This is a genomic window from Aminobacter sp. MET-1, assembly GCF_026521175.1.
Taxonomy (GTDB): domain Bacteria; phylum Pseudomonadota; class Alphaproteobacteria; order Rhizobiales; family Rhizobiaceae; genus Aminobacter.
On the sequence record NZ_JAMSHL010000002.1, the window covers coordinates 138081 to 150949 of the forward strand.

At 62.4% G+C, this 12869-nt stretch carries 17 protein-coding genes; 4 read left to right on the forward strand and 13 right to left on the reverse strand.

Annotation, left to right across the window (positions count from 1 at the left end):
• Nucleotides 1-61 precede the first annotated feature (61 nt).
• Together rpsD and ttcA are read left to right on the forward strand one after the other, a co-directional pair.
• Nucleotides 62-679, forward strand: coding sequence for a 30S ribosomal protein S4 (gene rpsD / locus NDO48_RS03245; RefSeq protein WP_018427471.1), 618 nt, complete (start codon nucleotides 62-64; stop codon nucleotides 677-679).
• A 171-nt stretch (nucleotides 680-850) separates the two neighbouring features.
• Nucleotides 851-1705, forward strand: coding sequence for a tRNA 2-thiocytidine(32) synthetase TtcA (ttcA, locus tag NDO48_RS03250; protein ID WP_018427472.1), 855 nt, complete (start codon nucleotides 851-853; stop codon nucleotides 1703-1705).
• An 89-nt stretch (nucleotides 1706-1794) separates the two neighbouring features.
• Here ttcA and NDO48_RS03255 read toward each other — a convergent pair whose 3' ends face one another.
• The 8 genes from NDO48_RS03255 to NDO48_RS03290 form a co-directional block, all read right to left on the reverse strand.
• Nucleotides 1795-3048, reverse strand: a complete 1254-nt coding sequence (locus NDO48_RS03255; RefSeq protein ID WP_267320846.1) for a multidrug effflux MFS transporter — start codon at nucleotides 3046-3048, stop codon at nucleotides 1795-1797.
• 99 nt (nucleotides 3049-3147) lie between these two features.
• Nucleotides 3148-3483 (reverse strand): Grx4 family monothiol glutaredoxin, encoded by a 336-nt coding sequence (gene grxD, locus NDO48_RS03260; protein ID WP_018427474.1) that lies wholly within the window; start codon nucleotides 3481-3483, stop codon nucleotides 3148-3150.
• A gap of 189 nt (nucleotides 3484-3672) precedes the next feature.
• Nucleotides 3673-3897, reverse strand: coding sequence for a hypothetical protein (locus tag NDO48_RS03265; RefSeq protein WP_018427475.1), 225 nt, complete (start codon nucleotides 3895-3897; stop codon nucleotides 3673-3675).
• Between the two features lie 74 nt (nucleotides 3898-3971).
• Complete coding sequence (locus NDO48_RS03270) at nucleotides 3972-4700, reverse strand: class I SAM-dependent methyltransferase (protein WP_267320847.1); 729 nt, start codon at nucleotides 4698-4700, stop codon at nucleotides 3972-3974.
• Nucleotides 4701-4744: 44 nt separating this feature from the next.
• Entirely contained in the window at nucleotides 4745-5200 is a 456-nt protein-coding gene (locus tag NDO48_RS03275; protein WP_018427477.1) for a hypothetical protein, read from the reverse strand.
• Nucleotides 5201-5242: 42 nt separating this feature from the next.
• Nucleotides 5243-5476, reverse strand: coding sequence for a BolA family protein (locus NDO48_RS03280; RefSeq protein ID WP_026227082.1), 234 nt, complete (start codon nucleotides 5474-5476; stop codon nucleotides 5243-5245).
• A 14-nt stretch (nucleotides 5477-5490) separates the two neighbouring features.
• Nucleotides 5491-7716, reverse strand: a complete 2226-nt coding sequence (gene purL / locus NDO48_RS03285) for a phosphoribosylformylglycinamidine synthase subunit PurL (RefSeq protein ID WP_267320848.1) — start codon at nucleotides 7714-7716, stop codon at nucleotides 5491-5493.
• A 138-nt stretch (nucleotides 7717-7854) separates the two neighbouring features.
• Entirely contained in the window at nucleotides 7855-9270 is a 1416-nt protein-coding gene (locus tag NDO48_RS03290) for a PLP-dependent aminotransferase family protein (RefSeq protein ID WP_018427480.1), read from the reverse strand.
• A gap of 83 nt (nucleotides 9271-9353) precedes the next feature.
• Here NDO48_RS03290 and NDO48_RS03295 point away from each other — a divergent pair, with 83 nt between their 5' ends.
• The gene (locus NDO48_RS03295) at nucleotides 9354-9590 is read left to right on the forward strand and encodes a DUF1127 domain-containing protein (protein WP_040456120.1); all 237 of its coding nucleotides are present in this window, start codon (nucleotides 9354-9356) and stop codon (nucleotides 9588-9590) included.
• 98 nt (nucleotides 9591-9688) lie between these two features.
• On the opposite strand, the gene NDO48_RS03300 is transcribed toward NDO48_RS03295, so the two are convergent.
• The 5 genes from NDO48_RS03300 to purC form a co-directional block, all read right to left on the reverse strand.
• Nucleotides 9689-10096, reverse strand: coding sequence for a hypothetical protein (locus NDO48_RS03300; protein ID WP_018427482.1), 408 nt, complete (start codon nucleotides 10094-10096; stop codon nucleotides 9689-9691).
• Between the two features lie 53 nt (nucleotides 10097-10149).
• The gene (gene purQ, locus NDO48_RS03305) at nucleotides 10150-10824 is read right to left on the reverse strand and encodes a phosphoribosylformylglycinamidine synthase subunit PurQ (protein WP_018427483.1); all 675 of its coding nucleotides are present in this window, start codon (nucleotides 10822-10824) and stop codon (nucleotides 10150-10152) included.
• On the reverse strand, nucleotides 10821-11054 hold the full coding sequence (locus NDO48_RS03310) for a hypothetical protein (RefSeq protein ID WP_026227084.1): 234 nt from the start codon (nucleotides 11052-11054) through the stop codon (nucleotides 10821-10823). The genes purQ and NDO48_RS03310 overlap by 4 nt, the downstream gene beginning before the upstream one ends.
• A gap of 19 nt (nucleotides 11055-11073) precedes the next feature.
• Nucleotides 11074-11316 (reverse strand): phosphoribosylformylglycinamidine synthase subunit PurS, encoded by a 243-nt coding sequence (gene purS, locus NDO48_RS03315; protein WP_026227085.1) that lies wholly within the window; start codon nucleotides 11314-11316, stop codon nucleotides 11074-11076.
• Nucleotides 11317-11389: 73 nt separating this feature from the next.
• The gene (purC, locus tag NDO48_RS03320; RefSeq protein ID WP_018427486.1) at nucleotides 11390-12157 is read right to left on the reverse strand and encodes a phosphoribosylaminoimidazolesuccinocarboxamide synthase; all 768 of its coding nucleotides are present in this window, start codon (nucleotides 12155-12157) and stop codon (nucleotides 11390-11392) included.
• A gap of 284 nt (nucleotides 12158-12441) precedes the next feature.
• Between purC and NDO48_RS03325 the strand changes: the two genes are divergently transcribed.
• Complete coding sequence (locus NDO48_RS03325) at nucleotides 12442-12762, forward strand: DUF1476 domain-containing protein (protein ID WP_018427487.1); 321 nt, start codon at nucleotides 12442-12444, stop codon at nucleotides 12760-12762.
• The last annotated feature ends 107 nt before the right edge of the window (nucleotides 12763-12869 follow it).

Below are 12869 nucleotides of genomic sequence, written 5' to 3' on the forward strand. Positions count from 1 at the left end.
GGGCGCGTTTCCTTCACTCGAAACACGAGGTTTCGAGTGTATTGTTTTGAAAGGGAATGCGATGAGCAAGCGCGAATCCGCTAAGTACAAAATTGATCGCCGTCTTGGCGAGAACATCTGGGGCCGTCCGAAGTCCCCGGTCAACAAGCGTGAATACGGCCCCGGCCAGCACGGTCAGCGTCGCAAGGGCAAGCTCTCGGACTTCGGTCTGCAGCTGCGCGCCAAGCAGAAGCTGAAGGGTCACTACGGTGACGTGTCGGAAAAGCAGTTCCGCAAGACCTACGAAGAGGCCAACCGCCGCAAGGGCGACACCTCTGAGAACCTGATCGGCCTGCTCGAGTCGCGTCTGGATGCGGTCGTCTACCGCGCCAAGTTCGTGCCGACCATTTTCGCGGCCCGTCAGTTCGTCAACCACGGCCACGTCAACGTCAACGGCAAGCGCACCAACATCTCGTCCTACCGCTGCAAGGCTGGCGACGTGATCGAAGTCCGCGAGAAGTCGAAGCAGCTGGTTATCGTTCTCGAGGCCGTCGCTCTCGCCGAGCGTGACGTTCCCGACTACATCGAAGTCGACCACAACAAGATGGTCGCCACCTTCGCTCGCGTTCCCGGCCTGTCGGACGTTCCGTTCGCAGTCCAGATGGAACCGAACCTCGTCGTCGAATTCTATTCGCGCTAATCCCTCACGGGTTCAGCATCGAATTCAAGAGAGCGGCCGGCAACGGCCGCTCTTTTCGTTTGGGTTTCTGTCTTGGCCTCGGCGTCTTGCGCGGCGCAGGATTTTGCGAAATACCGCAGCAGACATGCAGTTGCCGCGCGTGCGGCTCCAGCGGATTTGAAGGACGGGCCGATGGGCATTCACGAACAGGACGCACTGGCCGAGCCGGAAGAGGTGAACTTCCCGCTCTATCGCGATGCTCCCTCGTCGGTGGAATTCAACAAGCTGCGGAAGCGGCTGCTACGGCAGGCGCGCCAGGCCATAGAAGATTACGCCATGGCAAAGCCGGGCGAACGCTGGCTGGTGGCCCTGTCGGGCGGCAAGGACTCTTACGGCCTGCTCGCTGTCCTGCTTGACCTCAAATGGCGCGGCCTGCTGCCGGTCGAACTGCTTGCCTGCAATCTCGACCAGGGCCAGCCGAATTTCCCGAAGAACGTGCTGCCCGACTATCTCGACGCCAACGGCATCGCTCACCGCATCGAGTATCGCGACACCTATTCGATCGTCACCGACAAGATTTCGGAGGGCAGCACCTATTGTTCGCTGTGCTCCAGGCTGAGGCGCGGCCATCTCTATCGCATCGCGCGCGAGGAGGGCTGCTCGTCGCTAGTGCTCGGCCATCACCGCGAGGACATCCTCGAGACCTTCTTCATGAACCTGTTCCATGGCGGCCGTCTCGCCGCCATGCCGCCCAAGCTGCTCAACGATGAGGGCGACGTCATGGTGCTTCGGCCGCTCGCCTTCTGCGCCGAGGCCGACATGGCGAAGTTCGCCGACGCCATGAAGTTCCCGATCATTCCCTGCGACCTCTGCGGCAGCCAGGAGGGCCTTCAGCGCAACGCCATGAAGGCGATGCTCGACGACATCGAACGCAAGATGCCGGGCCGCAAGGACACCATGATTCGCGCGCTCGGCAATGTCAGGGCCTCACATATGCTCGACCGCAAACTCTTCGACTTTGCTACGCTGTCCCTGGGCGGCGCCTGACCGACGATCGGTCCGCCACGGCCCTGCTGAAAAGAAAAACCCCACCCCGATGTCTCGGGATGGGGTTTTGTTTTGGTATGCTGAAAAGGTTAGTGCGGCTTTGCCGGAGCTCCCGGTGCGCTGAACAGCTTGCCGCGCTCGGCGATCAGCACCATCACCAGACCCAGCAATGCGACGCTGACGTAACCCAGCGCCAGCGGCATCACCGTGCCGTCGAACGACTGGCCGATGAAGGCGCCGATCAGGCCGCCGCCCACCGTCTGCATGAAGCTCTGCACCGACGACGCCGTGCCCGCGATGTGGCCAAGCGGCTCCATGGCGATAGCGTTGAAGTTCGAGCCGATCCAGCCGAACTGGAACATTGCCGCCGCAAACAACACCACGAAGACGGGGAAGGGTACCCAGCCAGTCAGCGACCAGGCGAACCAGATGGCGCTCACGACCGTGAAGCCGAGCAGTGCGCCATGCGACAGTCGGCGCATGCCGAGCTTGATCACCAGGCGCGAGTTCAGGAACGACGACACCGACATCATCGCTGCGATCGCCGCGAAGACCAGCGGGAACCACACGCCCAGCCCGTAGATGCCGACATAGACCTGCTGGGCCGAGTTGATGAAGCCAAACAGCGACCCGAAGATGATCATCGAGGCCAGCGTGTAGAACAGCGACACGCGCGTCGTCAGCACGATGCGGAAGCCGTTGACGATCGACATCAGGCTCAGCGGCCGCCGATCCTGCGGATGCATGGTCTCGGGCATGCGCAGCGCCGTCCAGGCGGTGATCGCAAGTGCGGTCACCGACATGACCACGAAGATCATGTGCCATTCGGAAAACAGCATGATGAGCTGGCCGATGCCGGGTGCAAGAACCGGGATGATCATGAATACCATGAACACCAGCGACATGATCTCGGCCATCTGCCGGCCGCCGTAACGGTCGCGCACGATGGAAATGGCGATCACGCGCGTCGAGGCCGCACCGATACCCTGGATGAAGCGCAGCACCAGCAGGATCTCGAAGGACGGTGCAAACGCCGCGGCGAAGGCCGCGAGAATGTAGATGCTGAGGCCGAACAGCAGCGGGCCGCGCCGGCCGAAACGATCGGATGCCGGTCCGTAGAACAACAGCGCCAGGCCCATGCCGGCGACATAGGCGGTAATGACGAACTGCCGGTGGTTTTCGCTCTCGACGCCAAGGCTGGCGCCGATCTGCTGCAAGGCCGGCAGCATGATGTCGATGGCAAGCGCGTTGACCGCCATCAGTGCGGCGCAGATCGCGATGAATTCCCAGCGCGGAAGGGGAAACAGTGCGTCGATCACGTCGTCGGTGTTTTTCGGTTCCATATCGATTTTCGGTCCAAACGAAAATGCGCCGGGAATCCGGCGCATTCTCAAAATGCGATGAGCCCCGAATGGACCGGAGCCGATGGTCTTCTCAGGTGATCAGGCGGCGCCCTTGACGCTCACGCCCTTCTCCTGGAGGAACGACTGCAGTTCTCCAGCCTGGAACATCTCGCGGATGATATCGCAGCCGCCGACAAACTCGCCCTTGACGTAGAGCTGGGGAATGGTCGGCCAGTTGGAATAGTCCTTGATGCCCTGGCGAAGGTCGTTCGAGGTCAGGACGTTGACGCCTTTGTAGTCGACGCCGAGATAGTCGAGGATTTGCACGACCTGACCGGAAAAGCCGCACTGCGGAAAGCCGGGCGTGCCTTTCATGAACAGCACGACGTCCTGGCTCTTCACTTCACTGTCGATGTATTCGTTGATTCCGCTCATGGGCCCAAAACCTCAAACCTAGCCGGACTCTGTCGTAGCCGGCAATATCCGCTAGACTGCTAGCACTTGCCACTATGTGGTTGCAACAGTCGAGCTTTCCAAGCCTTGCAATGCCGCATCCCGACAGGGGCGGGCAGGGCATGCCGCTTTTGCCGATCTGACGTCGTCAAGCGGCTGGCAAGGCGGCGTTCAGGCGCTGCGGCGTACCTTCGAGCGCGAACGCACCGTGCGCTTGCGGCTCGTCTGCTTCTTGGCTGGCCTCAAAAGCTTCTCGATCTGGCGCAGCGTCGACGAGCTCGACGAAACCGTGCGTTTGCGCCGGCGTGCCCGCTTCGAGGTGCCTGAGGTCTTCTTCAGTATATCCTTGAGCGCGCCATCGACGACACCCTGCACGAGATCGGAAATCAGCGACATTGAGCCCACACTTCGTGTTTCGATTTGTATCGTCGATGAATAGAAGACCGTTCTGCCAATGTCGAGACATTGACCTATTTGAAGGCCCTAACGCAGATGAAGGCAGGCGAGAGGCTCAATTCTGCGAAGTGCTGGGGATCGACGGACGCCATCTCAGGCACGGGCAGCGGCTCGACGAAACGGTCGAGCCTCCAGCCGGCATCGGCAAGGCCGTTGAGTATGTCCTGCAGCGGCCGTCGGTACGATTGCACATATGGGTTCGGCGCACCGAAGCCGCCCCAATGCATGCCCCACAGATTGGTGGCGAAGTAGCTGGCATCGCCCCGCGTGCGCTGGTCGGCCCAGTCGCGCATCGGATGGCCCATCGAAAAGATCAGCCGGCAGCCACTTCGGCCAATGCGGTGGAACTCGGAGAAGACGGGGCCGAGTTCCTGCACATAGTCCAGCGCCAGCGAACACAGGATCGCATCGGTGCTGTCGCTTGCCAGCCAGTGCAGCGGCTTGGCAAGATCGCCTTCGTGGAAATCGACGTCGAGACCGGCGCAGCGTTTCCGCGCCAGTTCAAGCATTTCGGGCGTGATGTCGAAGGCGTGGACCCGCGCTCTGCCGCGCGCCAGCTTTTCCGCGCAGATGCCGGAGCCGCAGCCGGCATCGACCACGTCCAGCCCGGCGACGTCACCGAGCAGGGCCAGCGAGGCCGGGCGCTCGTAGAGCGCGTTGTGCGGCTTGGTAGGTGCGGCCGCATCATAGCGCTCGGCAAAGGTGGAGTAGGCGCGGCGCGCGACCTGTTCGTCTTCAGACATGAGATTTGCTCGTTGAGCGTCTGGCCGGATGCGAAATTCGGGTCTCAACTGCAGCCAGGCAATGAGGCAAGTTTCTGAAGGTCTTCTTTGGCAGCGCTTTTCAGGATTGCGGCCGGTATTCTGGTGCTGTCGACATTCACAATCAGGCCGATGCTGTCGACAACGACGTAACCGCATTCTTTGTCGCCCGCCGCGGACATACCGTCGAACTCTACGGCGACAAGACGTCCTTCAGGCTGTTCATAGGTAACGGTTTTTGTGAAACGTCTTTGCTGGACCGGATCGGTCGTCGCCGATGAGGCAAGCCAGGTGCGGTAACCGATCACTGCCTGGGTCTGCTTGGAGAAGTGCAGGTAGGCGCCAGCGAAGTCGCCACGGTCGAACTTGGCGAAAAACTGCCGCGCCGCAGCAATCGCCTCATAGTCTGTCGACTGCTGGGCCCTGCTGGCATCTGTCAGGGCGACAGCTAAACAGGGAACGAGCACCAGGAGACGCGACATTCTCCGACCAGGTGTCCGAGAAGTCGCGCCTGACATCTTTTTCTACTCCGGCACGCTGGTCTGCAGGGCGAGAGCATGCAGCACCCCGCCCATGTTGCCCTTCAATGCGTCGTAGACCATCTGGTGCTGCTGCACGCGGCTCTTGCCACGGAAGCTTTCCGACACGACCTCGGCGGCGTAGTGATCGCCGTCGCCGGCGAGATCGCGGATGGTCACCCGGGCACCCGGAATGCCTTCCTTGATCAGCCGTTCAATGTCGTGTGCGTCCATTGCCATTTTTGAGTTCCCGCTCAGTTGTTCATGAAGCGAGGGAACCAGGATTCGTGAGCCGAGGTCAACTCGTCGATCGTCACGGCCCGTGCCTCGCCCAGCTTCAGTTCCTTGCCACCAGTCGTTCCGATCCACGGTGCGTGGATGCCGAGCGTCTTGGCTTCATTCCACAATTCCTGCATCTCGGCCGACTTGGGGTCAAGCTTGACGGTGACCAGGTAGCGGCCCTGGTCTTCGCCGAAGAACACCGGGATCGGGTTGGTGCCGCTCAGACCAGGAACGACAGCACCGATGCCTGAGGCTATCGCCATCTCGGCCAGTGCGACCGCAAGGCCGCCATCCGAGAGGTCGTGCACGGCGGTGGCCGTGCCGTTGCGGATCAGCTTGCGGACGAAGTCGCCGACCTTCTTCTCATGCTCGAGGTCGACTTCAGGCGGCGGGCCGTCGGTGCGACCGTGGATGTCGCGCATGTAGATCGACTGGGCGAGATGCGTGCCCCATGTGGCCGGGCCGCCGACCAGAAGGATCACTTCACCCTCTTTGGCAAAGCAGGCCTTGGCCATCTTCGACCAGTCGTCGATCAGGCCGACGCCACCGATGGTCGGTGTCGGCAGGATTCCTTGCCCGTTGGTCTCGTTGTAGAGCGACACGTTGCCCGACACGATCGGAAAGCCGAGCGCGCGGCACGCGTCGCCGATGCCGGTGACGGCCTTGACGAACTGGCCCATGATCTCGGGGCGTTCGGGATTGCCGAAGTTCAGGTTGTCGGTGGCGGCCAGCGGCAGGGCGCCGGTGGCGGTCAGGTTGCGCCAGCATTCGGCAACTGCCTGCTTGCCGCCTTCATAGGGATCGGCCTCGCAATAGCGCGGCGTCACGTCGGACGAGAAGGCCAGTGCCTTGGTCTCGTGACCCTCGACGCGCACCACGCCGGCGTCGCCCCCGGGGCGCTGCAGCGAGTTGCCCTGGATCATCGTGTCGTACTGCTCGTAGACCCAGCGGCGCGACGACAGGTCGGGGCCGTCGAGCATCTTGATGAGTGCGTCGGTGACATCGGCCTGCGGCACGTCGTCGGCGGCAAGCGGCGCGCGCTTGGCCGGCTCGACCCACGGACGGTCATATTCGGGCGCTTCGTCGCCGAGTTCCTTGATCGGCAGGTTGGCAACCTCGACGCCCTGGTGGATGACGCGGAAACGCAGGTCGTCGGTGGTCTTGCCGACGATGGCGAAGTCGAGGCCCCACTTGACGAAGATCGCCTCGGCTTCTTCTTCCTTTTCAGGACGCAGCACCATGAGCATGCGCTCCTGGCTCTCCGACAGCATCATCTCATAGGCGCTCATGCGCTCTTCGCGCACCGGTACCTTGTCGAGGTCGAGCTCGATGCCGAGGTCGCCCTTGGCGCCCATCTCGACGGCCGAGCAGGTGAGGCCGGCCGCACCCATGTCCTGGATGGCGATGACAGCGCCCGAGGCCATCAGTTCGAGGCAGGCTTCGAGCAGGCACTTTTCGGTGAACGGATCGCCGACCTGGACGGTCGGGCGCTTTTCGTCGATCTTGTCGTCGAATTCGGCCGAGGCCATGGTCGCGCCGCCGACACCGTCACGGCCGGTCTTGGCGCCGAGATAGACGACCGGCAGGCCGACGCCCTTGGCCTGCGACAGGAAGATGCCATCGGTCTTGGCGAGACCGGCGGCAAAGGCATTGACCAGGATGTTGCCGTTGTAGCGAGCGTCGAAATTCACTTCGCCGCCTACGGTCGGCACGCCGAAGGCATTGCCGTAGCCGCCGACGCCGGCAACCACGCCCGACACCAGGTGGCGGGTCTTGGGATGGCTGGGCGCGCCGAAGCGGAGCGCATTCATCGAGGCGACGGGGCGGGCGCCCATGGTGAAGACGTCGCGCAGGATGCCGCCGACGCCGGTCGCAGCGCCTTGATAGGGCTCGATATAGGAGGGGTGGTTGTGGCTCTCCATCTTGAAGACGACGCAGTCGCCGTCGCCGATGTCGACCACGCCGGCATTTTCGCCGGGGCCCTGCATGACGACGTCGCCCTTGGTCGGCAGCGTGCGCAGCCACTTCTTCGACGACTTGTAGGAGCAGTGCTCGTTCCACATGGCCGAGAAGATGCCGAGCTCGGTGAAGGTAGGTTCGCGTCCGACGAGGTCGAGTATCCGCTGATATTCGTCTGGCTTCAGGCCATGCGCGGCGATGAGCTCGCCGGTGATCTTCACGTCATTCTGAATGGTCATCGTAGATCGCAGAATCCGTTGGGGGAGGCGTTGGTGGCTCCATAGCCCATGATTGGCCCGGGATATACCGCCAAAGGCCAGAAAGTCATCCTTTATGGGCAGAAAACGGCCCTTCGGCGGTACGGCATCCGCTCGGCCTCAGCCGAAACTGTCGTAGCCGGCATCCCCTTCGTCGAGCAGCCGGCGAAGCTTGGCCAGTCCCATGTCGACCTCGGCACGCGTGCGCGGCGCCGAAACGCCTATCCTGACCCGGTGGAACACCTGGTCCGAGCGCCCCGCCTTGAACTCGTCCTCGTCATCGACCAGTACGCCCTGGCCATAGGCCGCATTCTTGAATGTGCCCGAGTTCCACGGTTCCGGCAGCGCCAGCCAGATGAAGGGGATGTTGGGATTGATGTTGAAATCATAACCGCCCAGCGCCTTGCGCACGGCATCCAGACGCCAATTGATCTCGGCAATCGCGCGCGCACGAATGGCGGCGGCATCGCCCGACAGCACCAATTGGGCGCATAGTTCGGCCAGCAGGAACGGCATGCCGCCGGTTACCATCTTGTGGGCGACGCGGATGCTGTGGCGGAAGTGCGCCGGGCACGAAACCCAGCCGCCGCGCACGCCCGCGGCCACCGACTTGGACAGCCCGCCGACAACGATGACACGCTCCGGCGCGAACTCGGCCAGGAGCGGCGTGCGGTCGTCGGTCAGGGCGCCATAGAGATCGTCCTCGACCAGAAGCACATTGTATTTCCTGGCGATTGCGGCGATCGCAGCACGCCGCTCGCTCGGCATGGTCACGCATGTGGGGTTCTGTGCCGTCGGCATCAGGAAGGCCAGTTTGGGGTGCTTCTGGGCGCAAACCGCCTCGAAATCGTCGGGATCGACGCCATCTGCGTCCGAATTGACCAGTGCCATGCGCCGGCCGATCAGCCCGGCGCTTCGGGCGATCTGGGTGTAGGTCACATGTTCGAACAGGATGTGGTCGCCCGGCTGCGTCAGTGCAGCGATGGTCGCGACGACTGCCGCATGCGCGCCGAGTGTCGGCACGATCGTGTCGGGGGCAGGACGAAAGCCATTGCGCGACAGCCATGTACTGCCCGCCTCGAACCAGTGCTCCGGAAAGGTCCTGGTGTAGCTCGTCATGTCGTCGGGATTGTCCCGACTGATTGCTGCGAGGATTGTCTCGATTGTACCGCCTTGGTCGACATTTGGGGCTGCGGTGCTGTCGAAATGCAGCTTGCCGGATGGCGCCTCGATCGTGCGCGATCCCTCATGAGCCAGAGTCGGCGGTGCACTGAGGGCCGGCTGGCTACCGCCTCGCTCCAGCACATAGGTGCCGCGCCCGACTTCGCCGCTGACCAGCCCGCGTTCGCGCAGCAGCGCATAGGCCCGCCCCACGGTGCCGATGGTCACGCCGATGTCGTAGGCGAGATTACGCTGCGGCGGCAGCTTGGCGCCTGAGGCAAGCACGCCGCTGTCGATGTCATTCTCGATGCGTTCGGCCAAGCGCAGATAGAGCGGGCCGGAGCCGGATGAAAGGTCGGGAAGCCAAATTGTCATGGTGACAATTCCTATATTGTCATCACATCTGAGTCAATTCATAGCATTGTTCGTCATCAATAGCTACAATTCGGATCAATGAAATGAGTACAATAGATGCAATTGGCGGAGGCGCCATAGGAGCATCTGGTCAGCAGAAGCGCGGCGCGCTTGGCGTTCTGACTGTGGCTCCGCTTCGTATGATCAGATGGCTGGGGCGCTGCATGGAGCGCCGGCGCACCCGGCTGAGCCTGCTGGAACTCACCGACGAGCAGCTCGCCGATATCGGAATTTCGCGCTGCGACGCTTATCGCGAAGGTCTGCGCCCCTTCTACGATTGACCACTCCCATGGTCGCGGATCGTCACGACCCACGGACGGTCCGGTTTAGGTGGAGGCGCGCCCCTGTGCCTCCACCCTTTTTTCAGTGAGGAGCGGCCTCAGGCCGCAGCGCCGCAGGACGCGTCGCCCGTGCGCCAGCGGTTGATGTCGGACGTGATGCGGCTGCCGAGCGTCTCATCCATGAGCGGGCCGAAGACCTGGACCTGGCTAGAATTGCCTTGTGCCTGTACGACCAGCAGCGGGCGGGCGCCGTACTGCTTGGCAGGTACCAACAGGAAGCGCGGCGTGCCGCCGAAATTGTTGAGCTCGTTGGCCATCTGGTACTTCTTGAAGGCCGGATCCTTGCTGGCGAACCAGCACTTGTGCGCCGCGATCGCGACCTGTTCCATGGAGCGCAGCGAGGCGCTCTTCCCGGACGCTGCCGGCGGCGGCGTCTTCGGACCGGAATTGCAGGCGGCGAGGCCGATGACCGCGGCCGTTGCCGCCAGAATCCGCAGAGACTTCATGCGCCGATGCCGCCCTTCGTCAGGTGAGGTTGAGATTGTCCCGGATACGACGCTCAGGCTGCCTTGGGCAGTCCGAGCGCGCTTTCGAACAGCGCCCGGCCGTCATTGCCGCCATGCGCCGCCTCGATCAGGTTTTCCGGATGCGGCATCAGGCCGAGCACGTTGCCCTTGTCGTTGATGATGCCGGCGATGTCGTTGATCGAGCCGTTCGGATTGGTGCCCTCGGCGTAGCGGAACACCACTCGCTCGTCGCCCTCGATGCGCTTCAGCGTTTCGGGATCGGCGAAGTAGTTGCCGTCATGGTGCGCGACAGGGCAGCGGATGACCTGGCCGGCTGCGTAGTTACGGGTGAAGGCGGTGTTGGCGTTGGCGATCTCGAGCTTCACTTCGCGGCAGACGAACTTGAGCGAGTTGTTGCGCATCAGGGCGCCGGGCAGGAGGCCCGCTTCGACCAGGATCTGGAAGCCGTTGCAGACGCCGACAACCTGCACGCCCTTGGCGGCCTTCTCGGCCACAGCGCGCAACACCGGCATGCGGGCGGCAATCGCTCCGCAGCGCAGGTAGTCGCCGAAGGAGAAGCCGCCGGGAATGGCGATCAGGTCGACATCAGGGATTTCCGTGTCGGTCTGCCAGACCGTGACGGGCGCCTTGCCAGAAATCTTGGTCAGCGCCGCAATCATGTCGCGGTCGCGGTTCAGGCCGGGAAGGAGGACGACTGCTGATTTCATTTCGGTTCGTAAGGCCTCTGGGGTTCGGCAAGTTCACGCAGTTCCGGGCGACGCTCGATGCGCTCGAGCCGTTCGTCGTGGCGATCAAGTATGCGGCTGACGCCAGCCAGCGCCTCTTCCGCACCTGTCATGCGTCTCTTGATCTCCTGGAGGTCGAACTTCGTCTCCGAGAGATCGCCGTGGACGCGCTTAAAAAGCTCGTACATCGGCTCGTTGGTGACTTCAGGCACGCAGCCCTCCGGTGCAACCTCAGGTAAGCGTCACACTGTAGTTCTCGATCACCGTATTCGCCAGAAGCTTCTCGCACATGGCGTTGAGGTCGGCTTCCGCCTTGGAGCGGTCGTTGCCGTCGATCTCGACGTCAAAGACCTTTCCCTGGCGCACGGAGCCGACGCCGCCGAAGCCGAGGCCGTCGAGCGCATGTTCGATCGCCTTGCCTTGCGGGTCGAGCACGCCGTTCTTGAGGGTGACGGTGACGCGGGCCTTGATCACGGGCATTTCACTCCGAGGTAGAATTGCAAAACAGTCGGGCGCGAAGTTACTCGCGCCCGTTCTTGGATTTTGGTCAGTGCTTGACGAGAACCGGTCCGGTCGGACGGGGCGTCTCGTTCTCGTTCATGATGCCGAGACGGCGCGCCACTTCCTGGTAGGCTTCGACCAGCCCGCCCATGTCGCGGCGGAAGCGGTCCTTGTCCAGCTTGTCCTGGGTGGCTACGTCCCACAGCCGGCAGCTGTCGGGCGAGATTTCGTCGGCAACCACGATGCGCATCATGTCGCCCTCGAACAGCCGGCCGCATTCGATCTTGAAGTCGACGAGCTGGATGCCGACGCCCATGAACAGGCCGGAGAGGAAGTCGTTGACGCGAATGGCGAGCGCCATGATGTCGTCGATTTCCTGCGGGCTCGCCCAGCCGAAAGCGGTGATGTGCTCTTCCGAGACCATTGGATCGTCGAGCGCGTCTGCCTTGTAGTAGAACTCGATGATCGAGCGCGGCAGCACGGTGCCTTCCTCGATGCCGAGGCGCTTGGCCAGCGAGCCGGCGGCGACGTTGCGTACCACCACCTCGAGCGGGATGATCTCGACTTCCTTGATCAGCTGCTCGCGCATGTTGAGCCGGCGGATGAAGTGGGTTGGAATGCCCATGCGGTTGAGGTGGTTGAAGATGTGCTCGGAGATGCGGTTGTTCAGCACGCCCTTGCCGTCGACCACTTCATGCTTCTTCTTGTTGAAGGCGGTGGCGTCGTCCTTGAAAAACTGGATCAGAGTGCCCGGCTCAGGTCCTTCGTAAAGGATCTTGGCCTTGCCTTCGTAAATGCGTCGGCGTGACTTCATTTGATTGTTTCTCTGGTTGGAAGGGCAGTCGGCAACAACCGGTCCCTTTCTCACGCCGCAAAGCCGCGGCGGCTGTGGGTTTCAAGGGCGGTCTCTACCGCAAACGAGCAAATTGCTCAATGATGATTTCCGGCCAATCAACGCCTTTTGGTACCGAAATGCCGCACCGCAACACCAAAGCCGGGCGAAAGTGGGATATTGACCGGGCGGCGGGGTTTTGGTTTGAGGGTGGCAACAGTACATACACAGGAAATCGAATCGATTTCCCAGCTCGGAGGATTGCCATGAGCAGCATGAAGGATCGCGAAGAAGGCTTCGAGCGCAAGTTCGTCTTCGACGAGGAGCTGCGTTTCAAGGCCAATGCGCGCCGCAACAAGACGCTCGGCCTCTGGGCCGCCGAGAAGCTCGGCAAGTCTGGCGCCGATGCCGAGGCCTACGCCAAGGAAGTCGTCGTTTCCGATATCCAGGAAGCCGGCGACCATGACGTCTTCCGCAAGATCCGCGCCGACTTCGACGCCGCCGGCGTCGACCAGTCCGACCATCAGATCCGCCGCACCATGGACGAGTTGATGGCGCAGGCGATCGAGCAGATCAAGAACAGCTGATTTCGGCTCTGCCGGGATCAAGTTCCACTGGACCAACGAACCGCCCGGCTTCCGGGCGGTTTTTGTTTGCGCTGAAGGATGCTTCCGGCTGAAATGGCGCCCGCTTC

Bases quoted from the DNA above. Each gene is read 5' to 3' on its own strand.
- rpsD (WP_018427471.1), top strand. From the start codon at position 62: ATGAGCAAGCGCGAATCCGCTAAGTACAAAATTGATCGCCGTCTTGGC.
- ttcA (WP_018427472.1), top strand. From the start codon at position 851: ATGGGCATTCACGAACAGGACGCACTGGCCGAGCCGGAAGAGGTGAAC.
- NDO48_RS03255 (WP_267320846.1), bottom strand. From the start codon at position 3,048: ATGGAACCGAAAAACACCGACGACGTGATCGACGCACTGTTTCCCCTT.
- grxD (WP_018427474.1), bottom strand. From the start codon at position 3,483: ATGAGCGGAATCAACGAATACATCGACAGTGAAGTGAAGAGCCAGGAC.
- NDO48_RS03265 (WP_018427475.1), bottom strand. From the start codon at position 3,897: ATGTCGCTGATTTCCGATCTCGTGCAGGGTGTCGTCGATGGCGCGCTC.
- NDO48_RS03270 (WP_267320847.1), bottom strand. From the start codon at position 4,700: ATGTCTGAAGACGAACAGGTCGCGCGCCGCGCCTACTCCACCTTTGCC.
- NDO48_RS03275 (WP_018427477.1), bottom strand. From the start codon at position 5,200: ATGTCGCGTCTCCTGGTGCTCGTTCCCTGTTTAGCTGTCGCCCTGACA.
- NDO48_RS03280 (WP_026227082.1), bottom strand. From the start codon at position 5,476: ATGGCAATGGACGCACACGACATTGAACGGCTGATCAAGGAAGGCATT.
- purL (WP_267320848.1), bottom strand. From the start codon at position 7,716: ATGACCATTCAGAATGACGTGAAGATCACCGGCGAGCTCATCGCCGCG.
- NDO48_RS03290 (WP_018427480.1), bottom strand. From the start codon at position 9,270: ATGACAATTTGGCTTCCCGACCTTTCATCCGGCTCCGGCCCGCTCTAT.
- NDO48_RS03295 (WP_040456120.1), top strand. From the start codon at position 9,354: ATGAGTACAATAGATGCAATTGGCGGAGGCGCCATAGGAGCATCTGGT.
- NDO48_RS03300 (WP_018427482.1), bottom strand. From the start codon at position 10,096: ATGAAGTCTCTGCGGATTCTGGCGGCAACGGCCGCGGTCATCGGCCTC.
- purQ (WP_018427483.1), bottom strand. From the start codon at position 10,824: ATGAAATCAGCAGTCGTCCTCCTTCCCGGCCTGAACCGCGACCGCGAC.
- purC (WP_018427486.1), bottom strand. From the start codon at position 12,157: ATGAAGTCACGCCGACGCATTTACGAAGGCAAGGCCAAGATCCTTTAC.
- NDO48_RS03325 (WP_018427487.1), top strand. From the start codon at position 12,442: ATGAGCAGCATGAAGGATCGCGAAGAAGGCTTCGAGCGCAAGTTCGTC.